Raw genomic sequence first — 15,937 nt, 5'->3', positions numbered from 1 at the left:
GAGGTCAGCTATTCTTTATAAAAGTAATGACCAGCAGAGGAATGAGTATCAAAAAAATCCTTTCTAGAAATTAACTAATATCATTTAACTAAAAAAGTCCCGACAAAAATCGGGACTTCTTTTATTATATATCTTCAATGATTTATTTCACTAAACCTCTCGAAATAACAATACGCTGGATTTCTGAAGTTCCTTCATAAATTTGAGTAATTTTTGCATCACGCATCATACGCTCCACATGGTATTCACTTACATATCCATTACCTCCATGAATCTGAACTGCTTCCACAGTAACATTCATAGCGGTTTCTGAAGCAAACAATTTAGCCATAGCTCCTGAATGTGAAATATCCTGACCGGCATCTTTTTCACAAGCTGCTTTAAAACATAACATTCTAGCCGCTGTTATTTGCGTTGCCATATCAGCTAATTTGAAAGCAATAGCCTGGTGTTGGAAAATTGGTTTTTTGAAAGCAACACGTTCCTGAGAATATTTCAATGCCAGTTCATAAGCTCCAGATGCAATACCTAAAGCCTGAGAAGCAATACCAATACGGCCGCCGTTTAATACCGCCATAGCGAAGTTAAATCCAAATCCATCTTCACCGATTCTGTTTTCTTTTGGTACTTTTACATCTGAAAACATTAAAGAATGCGTGTCAGATCCTCTGATACCCATTTTCTTTTCTTTTGGACCAATAGAAAAACCTTCCCATCCTTTTTCAACGATGAATGCATTAATTCCTTTGTGTCCTTTTTCAATATCAGTTTGAGCAATAACAATATATGTAGATGCAGTTCCTCCATTTGTAATCCAGTTTTTTGTACCATTTAACAAATAGTGGTCGCCCATGTCGATTGCAGTAGTTTTTTGCGAAGTAGCATCGGATCCTGCTTCAGGTTCAGACAAACAAAAAGCACCAATAACCTCTCCTTTTGCAAGAGGCATCAGGTATTTCATTTTTTGTTCTTCATTACAAAATTTTTCCAAACCTGCACATACTAATGAGTTGTTTACAGACATTACCACTGCTGCTGAAGCATCTATTTTAGCAATTTCCTCCATTGCCAGTACATAAGACACACTGTCCAAACCTGCTCCTCCGTATTTTGGATCAACCATCATCCCCAGGAAACCCAGTTCAGCCATTTTTTTTACTTGCTCTGCAGGGAATGTAGAATGTTCATCTCTTTCAATTACTCCCGGCAATAATTCAGTTTGAGCAAAATCTCTTGCTGCCTGCTGAATCATTAAATGCTCTTCACTTAAATTAAAGTTCATTGTATTTCTGCGATTTTGTTTGTTGAATTTTAAAGTCCCCAAATATAGTTATTTATACTTATTTATCAACAAGATTAATTAATTTTGAAGTATGGAAAAACAAAACTATAACGTTATCGGAGTAATGTCAGGAACTTCGTTGGACGGAGTGGATCTGGCTCATATTTTTTTTTCGGTAACAAATAATAAATGGACCTATAAAATTAAGGAATGTGAAACTGTACCCTATTCAGATATTTGGGTTGAAAAACTCAAAAACGGTATAAACCTTCCCAAAAATGACCTTGAAAAATTAGATACAGAATATACGGCAGAACTTTCCAATATAATCACATTCTTTATAAACAGATATGAGTTAAAAAACATAGACGCCGTTTGCACGCACGGACATACTATTCTGCATCAGCCTCAAAACGGACTCACACTTCAGATAGGCAATCTTCCCATCATTTCAAAGTTGGTTAATCAAAAAGTAATTTGTAACTTTAGAGTACAGGATGTCCAACTGGGAGGTCAGGGAGCACCTTTAGTACCTATTGGAGATCAGATTTTATTTTCTGATTATGATTATTGTTTAAATTTAGGTGGATTTTCAAATGTATCTTTCGAAGAAAACGGAAACAGAATAGCTTTTGATATTTCCCCTGTAAATACTGTTTTAAATTTTTATGCAGAAAAAAAAGGATTAAAGTATGACGAAAATGGCAAAACAGCAGCTTCGGGAAGTATTGATCAAAAACTGCTGTCTCATTTAAACAGTCTTGCCTTTTACAAACAGAATTATCCTAAATCGCTGGGCTTTGAATTTGTAAAAACAACAATAATCCCGCTAATTGAAAATTACAAAATTTCAACAGAAGATAAATTAAGAACTTTTACTGAGCATATTGCTGTTCAAATTGCAAATGCTCTGCCTGTTAAACAAGGACAGATGCTTATTACCGGAGGCGGGGCATACAATTCCTTTCTTATTGAAAAAATTAAAGAGTATACAGAACCTTTAAAAATAATTGTACCGGACATAAAAACAATTGAATTTAAAGAAGCTTTGATTTTCGGTTTGCTTGGTGTTTTAAAGCTCAGAAACGAAGTAAATACACTCTCAAGCGTTACAGGTGCAAAACATGATCATTCGTCTGGCATAATTTTTGAGGTTTGTGAAAAATAAATTTTTTAAGTTTTATTTTAATATAATTAAAGAAAAAATTAATTTTGCACACCCTAATTTTCACAAATATGAAAAAATCATTTTTTACACTTCTGTTATTTGTAAGTAGTTTTTTACAAATTAATGCCCAAACACAATTTGAACTAGACGGCGTAGTTGTACCAAGAACAATCGAAGTAAATTCCGGAAAAAAAGTACAACTGAATGGATTTGGAACAAGAGCAAAAGCATGGGTTGATGTTTATGTACAGGCACTTTATCTTACAACACTATCTCAAGATGCAAAGTTCATTCTAGACAATGAGACCGATATGGCAATTCGTATTGAAATAATATCTAAATTAGTAACCGCAAACAAATTCAAAAGAGCATTTGAAAATGGCTTTGAGAAATCTTGCGGAGATAACTTAAAGCAACTTGAACCCAAAATAAACACCTTTAAAAGCTTTTTTGATGACGAAATAGTAAAAGGAGATGTGTTTGTTTTATCATACAGCCCTCTTGAAAATACTGTTTATGTTACAAAAAACGAAAAATTGAAAGGAAAAATCGAAGGAACTGATTTCAAAATGGCTTTATTTGGAATTTGGCTTTCAGAAAACCCGGTAGATAAAGATTTGAAAAAAGAATTATTAGGTATCCAATAATTTAAAAATCAATAAATTTAAAAGTTGTGCAATTTAGCAAGTAGTTTTGCTAAATTTGCACAACTTTTTTTTGAATAACACAATACTATAAAAACCATGAAAGAGCTTTTAAAGAAATTTGAAAATAAAGAACCAGAAGTAGTTTTCCATTGGAAAGATCCTGAAACTGACGCAGAAGGATGGACAGTAATCAACTCATTACGCGGTGGCGCGGCAGGAGGCGGTACACGTATGCGTAAAGGACTTGATATGAACGAAGTACTTTCGCTGGCAAAAACTATGGAAGTGAAATTTTCAGTTTCCGGACCAGCAATAGGCGGCGCAAAATCAGGAATCAATTTTGATCCTAATGATTCCCGCAAAAAAGAAGTTTTACAACGCTGGTACAAAGCCGTTTCCCCGCTTTTAAAAAGCTATTATGGTACCGGGGGTGATTTAAACGTTGATGAAATTCATGAAGTAATCCCTATGACTGAAGAATGCGGTGTATGGCATCCTCAGGAAGGTGTCTTCAATGGTCATTTCAAACCAACAGAAGCAGACAAAATCAACCGCATAGGACAATTGCGTCAAGGTGTTGTAAAAGTAATTGAAAACACCACTTTCTCTCCTGACATTAATAGAAAATACACTGTTGCCGATATGATTACCGGTTATGGTGTAGCACAGGCTGTGCGTCATTTTTATGACATTTACGGCGGAAGCGTGGTTGGTAAAAAAGCAATCGTACAAGGATTTGGAAATGTTGGATCAGCAGCCGCTTTTTATCTGGCTGAAATGGGAGCTAAAGTTGTCGGTATTATCGATAGAGACGGCGGATTAATCAACGAAAACGGCTTTTCATTCGAAGAAATCAAAACATTATTCTTAAACAAAGACGGAAACAAACTGGTTTCTGAGCAAATGATTCCTTTCAACGAAATCAACACTAAAATCTGGTCTTTAGGTGCTGAAATTTTTACACCTTGTGCCGCTTCAAGATTAGTTACGAAAGAACAGGTTGACAACATGATTGCTTCCGGATTGGAAGTAATTTCATGCGGTGCCAATGTTCCTTTTGCAGACAAAGAAATTTTCTTTGGACCAATCATGGAAGAAACTGACAGTAAAGTAAGCTTAATTCCTGACTTTATTTCAAACTGCGGTATGGCAAGAGTTTTTGCTTACTTCATGGAACGTAAAGTACAAATGACCGACGAAGCTATTTTCAATGACACTTCAGACGTTATTAAAAAAGCAATCCAGAAAACTTACGAAGCCGGTTCTGACAAAAAGAACATCAGCGCAAGAGCTTTTGAAATTGCCCTTAAACAACTTGTTTAAGAATTTCGGTTTCTGAGCTTGCCGAAGAATGGTATAATTCTTGTTTTTGTTCTTTCAGGATAACAAAAAAATAGTATTTTCGTTACTATTATTGTCAAGAGGAACAATATTATGAGAACATTAGAATTATCAGCAGAAGAAAAACGTAAATCACTAATCTTAACCGTTGTGATTTACGCCCTTTTTCTGCTGATTTTGTTTTTTATACGTTTTTGGCCACCGGCCAATGACAAGGATCTGGCTATGCTTGCAGGCGGTGGCGGTGGCGGAGGTGTTACAATCAATTTCGGCAACAGCGATTTTGGTTCCGGGAAAGACTTTCAAAGTGAAGAGCTGGACGTTAAAACTGTCAAAACTGCCGCATCTCAGACAGAACCGGATGAAGACATCATTTCTGAAGACAACGATGCTTCGGACGCTGTGGCAATCCCAAAAAAAACTTCTCCGGTAAAGATTACTAAGCCAAAAGTTAAAATAGACCCAAAACCAGTAGCTGAAACCAAACCTAAGGTTTCAAAAAACACCAATGATGCCTTATCAAATATTCTTGGCGGTCCCAAAAAAGGCGGCGACGGTGATGATTCCCGTTCAGGCAACAAAGGAAAAACCAACGGAAGCCTAGGCTCAAACGATTACTACGGAAGCGGTGGTTCCGGAGGCGGTAAAGGTGGTGGTACAGGAACCGGAAACGGCACAGGAACCGGAAGCGGATCAGGATCAGGTTCCGGCGGAGGCTCAGGAAGCGGCAGTGGCGGTGGAATAGGATATTCCTTAGGAAACAGAAAAGCCTTATCCAAACCGCAGCCTAATTATACCTGTAACGAAGAAGGAAAAGTAGTTGTTGAAGTAACGGTTGACAAAAACGGAAACACCATCAACGCAGTTCCGGGGGTACGCGGTACTACAAATTTAGCCAGTTGCCTTTTAAGTCAGGCCAAAATAGCAGCAATGAACACCCGTTGGCAGGCCAGCGCTGATGCTCCTGAAAGACAGGTTGGAAAAATTATTTACAGCTTTAGTTTGAATTAACAACTCAAGTCTTTAAAACTTATTCAAAATAAAAAATCCCAAAACTTTTTTAAGTTTTGGGATTTTTTATTTGTGATTTGAAATTTTACTTGCTTGCATTCGTAGCAATCACAAACTTCAAATTATTCTTTACTCCTATCTGCAGCACATCAACCAAGTCCTGCACCTGTAAATTATAAGGAATACGAACTACAACAGCCTGTTCTTTATTATCTCCTATTTTAGACAAGAGCTGTTTTTCCAGTTCCTCAAACGGAACTTCCTGCTTATCCAAATAATAACGCTTCTCTTCTGTTACAGAAAGACTCACCAACTGTTTATTCGTTTTCTCATTATTCTTCGATTTTGGCAACGTCATTTTAATCACATTCGGATTCGCTAAAGTTGAAATAATCAAAAAGAACAATAACAGGAAAAACATAATGTCGCTCAACGAACTCGTAGCGACTTCGGCTTGAAATCGTTTATTTCTTCGTATTGGCATTTGGTCTCTGAATTATGTTAACAAACTCTAACACGTGACGCTGCATATTCAACGAATAGTTATCAATCATACTATTGTACAAATGGTAGGCCGAATAAGCCACAATACCTACAATCAAACCGGCACCACTACTAATCATTTTTTCGTATAAACCTCCGGAAATATTACCAATACTGATATTTTCAGTTACCGAAATACTGTAGAAAATTTTAATTACCCCGGAAATAGTCCCAATAAACCCTAAAGTAGGCGCTATACCTGCAATAAGTCCAAGTGTCGCCAGTTTCTTTTCCATTTCACCAATTTCGATATTAGCAACTTTTTCCATATTTGATTCTATTTCAGCAATCGGACGGCCAATAGTCTGAATTCCTTCCTTTATCACATTGGCAGATGCCGCTCCATCTCTTTCAGCTGCAGTGATTGCCAGATCAATACTTCCATTATTCAAATGAGTACGGATATCTTTCAACAGATGAGGGTCATGTTTCGTTGCTTTTTTGATATACAAAAAACGCTCAATAATTACATAAATAGTATAAAACAATAAAGCCGCGATAGGTATAAGAAAAAAACCACCTTTAAAAATAAATTCCAACACTGAAATTTCCGTATTGGGAGCTATATTTTCAACAACAGCTCCAGCAGCCTTTGCAACAGTATCATTTTGGGCCTGCAATAAAAATCCAATCATAAATTATTCTTTATTTATTTTAAATTTTATCTCAATTTTGCACTAAAGATAAAACTATACCTTATTAAACTAAAATTTTTGATTTTTATTTTAGACCTATAAGTTAAAGTTAATCTGTTTCTGTTTAACATTTATCGAGAACCATGCCAAAAAACACTGCATATCAAGAAACGATCAATTGGATGTTTGCTCAATTACCTATGTACCAGCAGCAAGGTGCCAGCGCCTATAAAAAAGATTTGACCAATACAATTTTGTTAGCCAATCATCTGGGTAATCCTGAAAAACAAATAAAAACCATACATATTGCAGGCACTAACGGAAAAGGATCAACATCTTCCATGATTGCTTCAATTTTACAGGAAGCAGGCTATAAAGTTGGATTATATACTTCACCACATTTAAAAGATTACAGAGAAAGAATCAAAATAAACGACGAAATGATTTCCGAGGATTTTGTTGTAGGTTTTATAGAAAACAACAAATCATTTTTTGAGCAGAATCATTTGAGTTTTTTCGAAATGACTGTGGGGTTAGCCTTTGATTATTTCTCCAAAGAAAAAGTGGATGCCGCTGTGATTGAAACAGGTTTAGGCGGCCGGTTGGATTCAACAAACATCATCACTCCTTTGGTATCTGTTATAACAAATATTGGTTTCGACCATACTCAGTTTTTAGGAAACACTATCGAATTAATAGCTACAGAAAAAGCCGGAATAATAAAAAAGAATATTCCTGTGGTTATAGGCGAATATTTGCCGGAAACAAAAAAAGTTTTTCTTGACAAAGCCAAAGAAACTGATTCGGAAATCTTTTTTGCTTCCGATGTAATAAAAGAAGATTATCCCTGCGGTCTATTGGGCGATTATCAGTTTCACAATAAAAAAACAGCAGTCCAAACGATTAAAATCCTGAATAAACATTTTACAATAACCGAGGAGCATCTAAAAAAAGGACTTCTTAATGTAGTTGAAAATACCGGCTTATTAGGACGCTGGCAGCAAATTAATTCGAATCCGAAAGCAATTTGCGATACAGCACACAACAGCCATGGTCTTAAAATTGTTTTAAACCAAATCCAAAAAGAGCCATTTGAAAATCTGTTTTTTGTTTTAGGAGTCGTAAATGATAAAGATTTAGACGACATTTTACCTCTTTTCCCAAAAGATGCCTATTATTTTTTCTGCAAACCCGATGTTCCGCGTGGTTTGGATGCAAAAATCTTACAGGAAAAAGCGAACAATCACGGATTAACAAACAACAAAGTATCAAACTCTGTTTCAGAAGCTTACAAGGAGGCATTAGCAAAATCAAGCGAAAAAGACTTCATTTACATAGGTGGCAGCACCTTTGTTGTTGCAGAAATTGTGTAATTTTTTTCATTTTTTGTTTGCAGATATAAAAAACTGTCCTATATTTGCACCCACAATAACGGAAGATATGCTTCCAATGTTATTGGGCGATTAGCTCAGCTGGTTCAGAGCACCTCGTTTACACCGAGGGGGTCGGGGGTTCGAACCCCTCATCGCCCACAAAAAAAAATATACTGATAAAAAGAATTATCGGGCGATTAGCTCAGCTGGTTCAGAGCACCTCGTTTACACCGAGGGGGTCGGGGGTTCGAACCCCTCATCGCCCACAAAAAAAAATATACTGATAAAAAGAATTATCGGGCGATTAGCTCAGCTGGTTCAGAGCACCTCGTTTACACCGAGGGGGTCGGGGGTTCGAACCCCTCATCGCCCACAAAAAAAGCACTCAAATGAGTGCTTTTTTTATTTATATCAATCTTCAGAATATAACACTTTTTAAGAAATCTATAAAAATAGAGTCCGGCATTTGTTTGCCATGCTCTATTTTACTTAATAATTAATTTATCATCATCTATATAAGTCTTATTTCCATTTTTATTGATATAGTACTTACCTCCTCTGGGGCCTTGAAAAACTTTTTTATCATTATACTTCCCAATCACTTTATCTTTAGTATTCAAATCTGCTTTTTCTGCAGTTTCTCTTTCTTTTTTAACAACTTTAGGCTTAGCAGCAGTCTTTATTTTATCTGATTCATTTTTTACTTTGGCATCTGCTTTATTGACTGCTGCTTTGGTTTTACCTGATGCCGACTTTTCTTTTCCTTTTGCTGAAGCATTATTCGCTTTATCATCAGCATCTTTTCCAGCCTTTTTTGCTGCAGATCCAGCTTTATCAGCTTCGTCTTTCACCTTGGCATCGGCCTTATTTGCTTCAGTCTTATTCTTTTTGACTGCAGATCCAGCTTTATCGGCCTCATCTTTCACTTTGGCATCAGCCTTTTTAGCAGTGGTCTTTGCTTTTTCAGTTTTAGCTTTGGTTTTCTCAATTGTTTTGGTTTCTGTTTCCTGAGCAAGAATAGAATTAGAAAGAACAAAAACAAAACATAATAAAAATAACTTCCTCATAATGTTAATGTTAAATTGTTAATACTTAAAAATACTACTTTTTTTACAAAAACCGTTCCGAAAATCAAAAATAAGCTCTTAACTGAATATTGCCTGTATGGACAGCTTTAGAAGTTTCACTCTTTCTTCCCTGATAATTAAGATTTATGTCCAGATACTGTGTAAGGTTTTTTTGCAGCAATAAACGCCAAAGACCATTTTTCCCTTTCTGAAGCCCTTCCATCATTTGGAATCCGACAGGAGAAAACGGATCACCTGAAAAATTATTATTCACAAACGCTGCTTCGCCATTCATGGTAAATTGCTTGCCGGCAACCCAGTTGAAAGAAGTACCAAATTTATTTTGTCCCAGCTTTTCAAAATTCCCTATAGTATTTTCTTTAGCCTGAAATTCATAAAAAACGTCCCAGCTTGCATTCTTTGAAAACAAATACCCTATTTTACCCTCGCTCTGGTTTCCTTTCAAATCAAAATTTCTGGCCGCATAATTAAAAGAACTTGTTTTACTGTTAAAAATGGATGTTGATACCGTGAACAACCATGTTTTCTTTAACAAATGAACATAAAGGAGTTGGTGATTGCTGTTTTTATTCACAAGGGCATCTGAAACCAAATAGCTTTTCAAACGATTTGAAACAAAAGTGTATGTAACCGAATGTTTTTGTTTTCCTCTGTTATAAAACAAACTGTTTTTAAAACTTGAAGTAAGACCAAGTAAATTTTCCTCGTTAGCAGCAAATGGATTCAGGTCAAAATTACTGCCGCTTCTTTTTATTTTTCTATCAATTAAATACGATGTTTGATTATAAAAATGAGAAAGCACTTTTTTAAACCCTTTTCCGTTTAACCAGATCAACGGATTAAGAATTACTGATTGGGAAAACTTATTTTGATGGGTTTTTACAAAAACCTGATTCGGCAAAAAGACCTTTATATATTTAGCCTGATCAGGAAAAGGTGCAATTTCAAATTCCTGAAGTTCCTGAATACCATTATTGTTGTAATCGTTCCAGGCATACACTCCTCTGCCTGACTCTACTTCGAGAAAACTGAATTCCTGCTGCGCAATGGAACCCGAATTTGTCTCATAAGCAGATGTAATTTGAACAAACTGCTTAAAAAAACGGTCATTGTATAAAACTCTTGAATTTAGCGAAGGTTCATTCCCACGGCTGTCTTCGTATTTCAGATTTCTGTAATTAATGAAAACCGACAAGTCACTTTTCACCGTCTGTATCAGTTTTGATTTAAAAAAATAAGACTGTGACCTGTTGACTCTTTTTAATTCTCCGTCCTGCAGACTATCGTTTACGCGCTGGAGCATTCCTATTTCCACAAAAACCTTTGTTGAATCTCCCCGACCAACAAAAGCTCCCCATTCATTAAAACGCTGACTTAACCCTGACAATTCATTGGATGATTTTATTCTTTCCTGATTATCTTCGGTTCTAAAACTGCCTCCAACCCAATTTTTCTTAAAATTATATTTTACACCGGCGTTATTTCTTAAAAACTTGGAATCTGCAACAGTGCTGTTACTTTTCATATAACTGCCTTCATTAGTAAATGACCAATTGCCGAATTTATAAAACCCGTAAACTCCATGTTTATTACCGGAAAAACTTTCTGAAAAATTCAGATTCTCATATTGGTAACGCCAATTCGATTTTTGAGGCAATTCAAATTGCAAACCGGTTACAGTTAAACTTTGATTACCTGATGGACTCTGCAGATTCCAGTCACGGTCAAATTCAATATTAAACAGTCTTTCCACCGTTTTATAATTCTTTTGTATTAACTGTACATTTCCAAACGCCGATACCTTCCACTTTTTTGACAACAGCAGTTGATTGAAATTTAATTTACCGGCAATCCCTTTATTGTCATTATCATCAATCCCGGAAAATAAATTTTTATCATTACTGCTTATTCCTATTTCAAAATCCAGAGCGGTTTTTTCATTGGGACTGTATTTTCCAAGCAATGTTGCTATCTGCAGTTTAGTTGGAGCCACCAATTTCACAATGGGCTCATAATCTCCCTGAGGCACACCGTCAACCGGAGCTGTATATTCATAAATCCTTCCATTGCCCACAACAGACAGAATTCTGTAATTCCCCAGATTTTTACCAACCAGAGTAAACTTCACATTATACAAAACATCCGTTTCGTTTGTGGAATGCTCAAAAATCTCAACTCCACTGACAATTGTTTTCCTATACTGAATTTTGTTTATATCATACGCCTCCTCAACTGCTGACTGACTCGTCATTAATGAAGGGTTATCCCCTGCGTTTACAAGAATCTGCGCCTGGTCTGCTGAAAGATTTTGCTGCAACGGCTGATTTTTTATATCATTTTCAGAATAGACAAAACCACCTAAACTCCATTTTTCATTTTCGTGATGTGCGCCTCCATAAGCTACAAACCGCGTATAACTTCGTTCAGAATACTGGTATTCGATTGTAATACGCATTTCGGAAGTTATGGGAAAGAGCGAAGTAAAAGTCACTTCCCCGGCATTATAATCAATAACATATTGATTGTTCTCTCCACGGGTCAACTGTATTCCGTTAACATAAACCCGTTCAGAACCTGAAATAACCAAAACATACAACTCCCCGTTAGGACCACGGAGCTTATACGGCCCTTGATTTCCTTCCTGCCCTACAAAAGTACTTTTTGCATATTGCCCCCTTACGATGGCTCCTGAAGCAAAAACATCTGTTTTATTTTCGGGTTTGCCAAACTGAAATTGTGTGGATAACCCCTGTACTTTTTTATTAAAATTCAAAAACCGGGATCTTCGGTTCTCCAGAAACAAATCACCGCCGCGAACATTCCATTTATCTGAAAACAATTCAATGAAAATCTGATCGAATTCATCCAGTTTTTGTGAGTAGCCTCCTGACTGCAAAGGAATATTCGCATCCTGCAATGAGGCACGGATACTAACTTTATCAGATAATTTACCTGTTATCTGCAAATCTAAATTTGAATTTACTGCTGCATTTTGATTATTACCAATAGTCACACCCCGTGTTATACTCCCCGAAGTATTTAATCCGTCAAAAGGTTTAAATTTTGAAAAATTTTCTGTAGATGACTTATATAATGTCCCTGTAGACGAAGATGCGACCACTCTGTTTTTATCATAAATAGAATATTCTTTTGTCAAAAAATCAGGGAATTTCAGATATCTGATAATGATTGTGTCACTTTTAGGAAAACCTTCCTTAAGATATAATGTGCTTTTTGCAAAATCGATTTGATACAAAGTAGAATCAACAGCAGTATTTTGTTTGTCTAAAACTTTAAAAAAAGCCGAGTTAATACTTACACTGTCAATTTTAATTGAATCCCTGTCAGCAATAATTTTTTTTAATTGGTACGGAGTTTCCTGTGCTAATGAAATTAGCGGCAAAAAGAATAAAATTAAGAAAAGATTAAATTGCCTTTGCAACATAAATTATAAACTCCAAAAGCTCAAAGATATTGCAAATATGGTTAATACACTAAAAGCTATCTGACTGCTGAAATTAAATGTATTTTATCATTTTTTTTTTTCAACGGAAACCAGAATAGAACAGGTACCTTTATCACAACAATTACTGCTCACAATTTTTTTTGAAGTCTGAATGCTGCTGTCACCTGCATAAAGAGTATTCATTGACCATGAAATGACATAATTTACAATTTCTTTGTCAGGCAGTTGTTTAAATTCATGAAAAGTAAAATTGCTTAAAAGTATCGGGCTGGGCTGCGTCTTTACATTTTTTACGGCTTCTTCTTCCACAGACTGGACAACCACAAGAGTATTGCCGGGCAATTCCTTCCATTCCTGAAGATTCACCTCATCAACTTCCCAAGATTTATTTTGGTTTACAATGATATAAGAAATCTGTCTCCCCAAAGGAAAAACAATCAAATGCAGATTTTTACCCGCTGTTTTTACCGAAACATCCCCTTCCGCTTTTTTTTCAAAGACCCTGATACGCTTTTCCTGCGCATTTGTAAGCTGAAAAATAAGCAACAAAAAAAACACGAATTTTATTTTCAAAAAACTCCCCATATTTACTGAAAACAAAACAGTTAAACATTAAATATAAAGAAATTATACTGAAAAAATAGAATTCGTGTCTGCTTTACTATTATTTTGTAAGAATTTACTCCTTAGTCACTACCTGCAGAGTTTCCCTGCTCATTTGACGAAGCAGTACATTTTTATCTTTTTCAACCATTTTCATCGCTTTTTCATCAAAATGACGTACCGTATAAAGCGAAACATTTTCATTATAGGTCACTTTAAACTTTTTAGAAAGTACTTTCACCAGTTCATTGAAATGATTGTATTTATCTTCCACACAAACCGAAAAACTGATCGCTGAATTTTGAATCAGGCTGACCTTGATTTTGTACTTATGAAGCAAACCAAATATTTCGCTGATATTTTCTTCCATGATAAAAGAAAAATCAATCGAAGAGAGCGACAACAGCAATTGCCCTTTTTTTACAATAAAACAAGGCAGTTTCGGTTCTAAATCTTCACCTTTTGAAACACTTGTCCCAGGCAGCAACGGATTTACGAATGATTTTACATACAATGGAATTTCTTTACGCTGTAAAGGTTGCAACGTTTTTGGGTGAATTACACTTGCTCCATAAAACGCCAACTCTATAGCCTCACGGTAGGATATTTGATTTAAAAGCGTTGCATTTTCAAAATAACGCGGGTCAGCATTCATAACACCTGGTACATCTTTCCATATAGTCACGCTTTCAGCATTTAGACAATAGGCAAAAATTGCGGCTGTATAATCAGATCCTTCACGGCCCAAAGTAGTGGTAAATCCATTCTCATCAGAACCTAAAAATCCTTGCGTTACAAAGAGCTGTTTCTTTTTAGCGATTTTAGAAATGGCTTTTTGTGTTATTTCCCAATCAACATTGGCGTCGCGGTAATTATTGTCCGTTTTAATATAATTACGCACATCAATCCATTGTGACTGAATACCTTTATAATTCATATAGTGAGAAACAATCGTTGTAGAAATAATTTCACCGTAACTCACAATTTGGTCATAAACAAAATTATAATTAGGCGATTTATTGCTTCTGACAAAATACTCAAAATCAGCAAAATGCTCATTCACATCATAAAAAACCTCATGACTTTCATCTTCAAATAAATCCAACAGTATCTGATTGTGGTATTTTTTAACTTCCTGGATAGATGCACTCAACTTAGGCGACTTTTCAAAATAATGCTTGATTACTTCTTCCAGAGCATTTGTGGTTTTTCCCATTGCAGAAACCACAAGCAATACTTCTTCATAACCTACTTTTTGCAATACGTCAAAAACATTTCTAACGCCTGCAGCATCTTTTACTGATGCACCGCCAAATTTGAAAATTTTCATTTTATTACTACCTTTTTGTCATTTGAGACAGTTAGAGGAATTATTGTAAAATTCTTCTACTGCTCTTTGAGTGACTAGATTATATATATTAATTTTTTAAAAACTCTTCAATTCCTTTTTCGTCCATGTGAACGACGCGCCAATCCGACAAAACTCTTGCACCGGATTTTTCGTAAAAATTAACCGCAGGAGTGTTCCAGTCCAAAACATTCCATTCAATGCGGCGGACATTGTCTTTTTCTCCCTGACTGATTATTTCTTTATACAAAGCAAAGCCCGCTCCTGTTCCACGCATGGATTCGGTTACTATTAAATCCTCCAGATGAATGGTTTTTCCCTTCCAGGTAGAATAACGATAATAGTACAAAGCCATCCCAATAATTTTTCCTTCAATTTCTGCAACAAAAGTGTAAAAAAGAGGGTTTTCACCAAAACCATCACGAACTAAATCATCAACAGTTACTACAACTGCTTCAGGTTCCTTTTCATAAACAGCCAATTCTTTAATCAGCTCAAGAACGGCTCCCATATCTGCAGGAGTACCTTTACGGATAATCATAATTATTTTTTCTTTTTTGTAGTTGTTTTCTTTTTTACCGCTTTCACATATGGCTTATACAACCCTTCCGCAACAGCTCTTTCTTTAGCCTTTAAAGCACGGTCTTTAGGATCCGGATGCGAGCTCATCATTTTTGTAATAAAGTTTGACTCTCCTCCTTCGTTCAATTTGGCTAAAATTGTAAAAGCCGATTCCACAGCATTCACGTTATATTTATTGCGTTTCATGAATTCATACGAATACAAATCCGCATCACTTTCCTGCTGACGGCTGTGAGCACTTGACACTAATGCATTTCCTATTTTTCCCAATTGGCTGTCTGTCACTTTAGCCACTTTATCAGATTGTGACCCAACAGCATCTACTATTGCCTCATTTCTATAAGCCGCTTTTATGGCATCGCGTGAATCATGGTTAGCCACATGACCTATTTCATGACCTATTACAGCCAATAGCTCATTATCATCCATAATATCCATCAGACCACTAAAAACCCTTACGCTTCCATCGGCAGTTGCAAAAGCATTCACCTCTTTTGTTTTATAAACCTTATAATTAAGTACTAGTCCGTTTTCATTTTTATGTTTACCAAAAAGCTTATTCAATCTTATAGTATACGGATCTTTAGGACCGGCAACTACGTTTTCCTTATCCATTTTGGCTACAGCCTCTTTTGATAAAGTAGCGGCATCCTCATCGCTGAAGGTAAAACTGGCCACCCCTTTCTGCAAAGCCCCGACAGCTTTTTCACCTAAGTTAATCTGAGCATTTAAAGAACATGCCCCTAACAAAAAAACAGAACAAACCAACTTTTTAATTTCCATGATTATATTTTTTATGTTCAACAAAGATAAAATAACTTCAAGTGATAAAAACAACCTGTTTATAAGT

At 35.8% G+C, this 15,937-nt stretch carries 14 protein-coding genes and 3 tRNA genes; 8 read left to right on the top strand and 9 right to left on the bottom strand.

All coding sequences use genetic code 11. From position 1 onward, the window contains the following. Positions 1-142: 142 nt before the first annotated feature. The gene (locus EZM65_RS07035) at positions 143-1,282 is read right to left on the bottom strand and encodes an acyl-CoA dehydrogenase (RefSeq protein ID WP_136667843.1); all 1,140 of its coding nucleotides are present in this window, start codon (positions 1,280-1,282) and stop codon (positions 143-145) included. Positions 1,283-1,373: 91 nt separating this feature from the next. Here EZM65_RS07035 and EZM65_RS07030 point away from each other — a divergent pair, with 91 nt between their 5' ends. From EZM65_RS07030 to EZM65_RS07015, 4 genes are all read left to right on the top strand, one after another. After that, positions 1,374-2,450: an anhydro-N-acetylmuramic acid kinase gene (locus EZM65_RS07030; protein ID WP_136667842.1), complete on the top strand. Its 1,077-nt coding sequence runs from the start codon at positions 1,374-1,376 to the stop codon at positions 2,448-2,450. 68 nt (positions 2,451-2,518) lie between these two features. Then, a complete protein-coding gene (locus tag EZM65_RS07025; protein ID WP_136667841.1) occupies positions 2,519-3,097 on the top strand; it encodes a chalcone isomerase family protein in 579 nt (192 codons plus the stop codon). A gap of 96 nt (positions 3,098-3,193) precedes the next feature. Then, positions 3,194-4,420 (top strand): Glu/Leu/Phe/Val dehydrogenase dimerization domain-containing protein, encoded by a 1,227-nt coding sequence (locus tag EZM65_RS07020; protein WP_136667840.1) that lies wholly within the window; start codon positions 3,194-3,196, stop codon positions 4,418-4,420. 111 nt (positions 4,421-4,531) lie between these two features. Beyond that, positions 4,532-5,449 carry an energy transducer TonB gene (locus EZM65_RS07015; RefSeq protein ID WP_136667839.1) on the top strand — a complete coding sequence of 306 codons (918 nt, stop codon included), beginning with the start codon at positions 4,532-4,534 and terminating at the stop codon, positions 5,447-5,449. Between the two features lie 85 nt (positions 5,450-5,534). Here EZM65_RS07015 and EZM65_RS07010 read toward each other — a convergent pair whose 3' ends face one another. Further along, positions 5,535-5,933, bottom strand: a complete 399-nt coding sequence (locus EZM65_RS07010; protein ID WP_136667838.1) for a biopolymer transporter ExbD — start codon at positions 5,931-5,933, stop codon at positions 5,535-5,537. Beyond that, complete coding sequence (locus tag EZM65_RS07005) at positions 5,914-6,627, bottom strand: MotA/TolQ/ExbB proton channel family protein (protein ID WP_136667837.1); 714 nt, start codon at positions 6,625-6,627, stop codon at positions 5,914-5,916. Before EZM65_RS07005 ends, EZM65_RS07010 begins: the two co-directional genes overlap by 20 nt. A gap of 143 nt (positions 6,628-6,770) precedes the next feature. On the opposite strand from EZM65_RS07005, the gene EZM65_RS07000 reads away from it, so the two are divergent. The 4 genes from EZM65_RS07000 (at position 6,771) to EZM65_RS06985 (ending at position 8,373) form a co-directional block, all read left to right on the top strand. Beyond that, positions 6,771-8,000: a folylpolyglutamate synthase/dihydrofolate synthase family protein gene (locus tag EZM65_RS07000; protein ID WP_248574831.1), complete on the top strand. Its 1,230-nt coding sequence runs from the start codon at positions 6,771-6,773 to the stop codon at positions 7,998-8,000. A gap of 84 nt (positions 8,001-8,084) precedes the next feature. Further along, positions 8,085-8,159: transfer RNA gene (locus tag EZM65_RS06995), tRNA-Val, on the top strand. 32 nt (positions 8,160-8,191) lie between these two features. After that, positions 8,192-8,266, top strand: a tRNA-Val gene (locus EZM65_RS06990). 32 nt (positions 8,267-8,298) lie between these two features. Next, positions 8,299-8,373 (top strand) — tRNA-Val (locus EZM65_RS06985). Between the two features lie 112 nt (positions 8,374-8,485). Here the strand turns inward: EZM65_RS06985 and EZM65_RS06980 are convergent. The 6 genes from EZM65_RS06980 to EZM65_RS06955 all read right to left on the bottom strand — a co-directional run bounded on the left by EZM65_RS06980 (position 8,486) and on the right by EZM65_RS06955 (position 15,870). Then, positions 8,486-9,067 (bottom strand): hypothetical protein, encoded by a 582-nt coding sequence (locus EZM65_RS06980; RefSeq protein ID WP_136667836.1) that lies wholly within the window; start codon positions 9,065-9,067, stop codon positions 8,486-8,488. Positions 9,068-9,131: 64 nt separating this feature from the next. Continuing rightward, the gene (locus EZM65_RS06975) at positions 9,132-12,533 is read right to left on the bottom strand and encodes a hypothetical protein (RefSeq protein WP_136667835.1); all 3,402 of its coding nucleotides are present in this window, start codon (positions 12,531-12,533) and stop codon (positions 9,132-9,134) included. A gap of 87 nt (positions 12,534-12,620) precedes the next feature. Further along, complete coding sequence (locus EZM65_RS06970; protein WP_136667834.1) at positions 12,621-13,103, bottom strand: hypothetical protein; 483 nt, start codon at positions 13,101-13,103, stop codon at positions 12,621-12,623. 130 nt (positions 13,104-13,233) lie between these two features. After that, positions 13,234-14,487 carry an aspartate kinase gene (locus EZM65_RS06965; protein WP_136667833.1) on the bottom strand — a complete coding sequence of 418 codons (1,254 nt, stop codon included), beginning with the start codon at positions 14,485-14,487 and terminating at the stop codon, positions 13,234-13,236. 88 nt (positions 14,488-14,575) lie between these two features. Further along, entirely contained in the window at positions 14,576-15,046 is a 471-nt protein-coding gene (locus tag EZM65_RS06960; protein ID WP_136667832.1) for a GNAT family N-acetyltransferase, read from the bottom strand. Between the two features lie 2 nt (positions 15,047-15,048). Continuing rightward, complete coding sequence (locus EZM65_RS06955) at positions 15,049-15,870, bottom strand: M48 family metalloprotease (RefSeq protein ID WP_136667831.1); 822 nt, start codon at positions 15,868-15,870, stop codon at positions 15,049-15,051. Between the last annotated feature and the right edge of the window lie 67 nt (positions 15,871-15,937).

It is taken from the genome of Flavobacterium sp. H122 (assembly GCF_004959765.1).
Lineage (GTDB): Bacteria > Bacteroidota > Bacteroidia > Flavobacteriales > Flavobacteriaceae > Flavobacterium.
The sequence above is the reverse complement of the archived record's forward strand: the minus strand, read 5'-3'. Positions and strand labels throughout refer to the sequence as shown.

Excerpts from the sequence above, each read along its gene's own strand:
- EZM65_RS06980 (WP_136667836.1), bottom strand. The coding sequence starts at position 9,067 with ATGAGGAAGTTATTTTTATTATGTTTTGTTTTTGTTCTTTCTAATTCT.
- EZM65_RS06965 (WP_136667833.1), bottom strand. The coding sequence starts at position 14,487 with ATGAAAATTTTCAAATTTGGCGGTGCATCAGTAAAAGATGCTGCAGGC.
- EZM65_RS07020 (WP_136667840.1), top strand. The coding sequence starts at position 3,194 with ATGAAAGAGCTTTTAAAGAAATTTGAAAATAAAGAACCAGAAGTAGTT.
- EZM65_RS07010 (WP_136667838.1), bottom strand. The coding sequence starts at position 5,933 with ATGCCAATACGAAGAAATAAACGATTTCAAGCCGAAGTCGCTACGAGT.
- EZM65_RS06975 (WP_136667835.1), bottom strand. The coding sequence starts at position 12,533 with ATGTTGCAAAGGCAATTTAATCTTTTCTTAATTTTATTCTTTTTGCCG.
- EZM65_RS06960 (WP_136667832.1), bottom strand. The coding sequence starts at position 15,046 with ATGATTATCCGTAAAGGTACTCCTGCAGATATGGGAGCCGTTCTTGAG.
- EZM65_RS07035 (WP_136667843.1), bottom strand. The coding sequence starts at position 1,282 with ATGAACTTTAATTTAAGTGAAGAGCATTTAATGATTCAGCAGGCAGCA.
- EZM65_RS06955 (WP_136667831.1), bottom strand. The coding sequence starts at position 15,870 with ATGGAAATTAAAAAGTTGGTTTGTTCTGTTTTTTTGTTAGGGGCATGT.
- EZM65_RS07015 (WP_136667839.1), top strand. The coding sequence starts at position 4,532 with ATGAGAACATTAGAATTATCAGCAGAAGAAAAACGTAAATCACTAATC.
- EZM65_RS07025 (WP_136667841.1), top strand. The coding sequence starts at position 2,519 with ATGAAAAAATCATTTTTTACACTTCTGTTATTTGTAAGTAGTTTTTTA.
- EZM65_RS07000 (WP_248574831.1), top strand. The coding sequence starts at position 6,771 with ATGCCAAAAAACACTGCATATCAAGAAACGATCAATTGGATGTTTGCT.
- EZM65_RS07005 (WP_136667837.1), bottom strand. The coding sequence starts at position 6,627 with ATGATTGGATTTTTATTGCAGGCCCAAAATGATACTGTTGCAAAGGCT.
- EZM65_RS07030 (WP_136667842.1), top strand. The coding sequence starts at position 1,374 with ATGGAAAAACAAAACTATAACGTTATCGGAGTAATGTCAGGAACTTCG.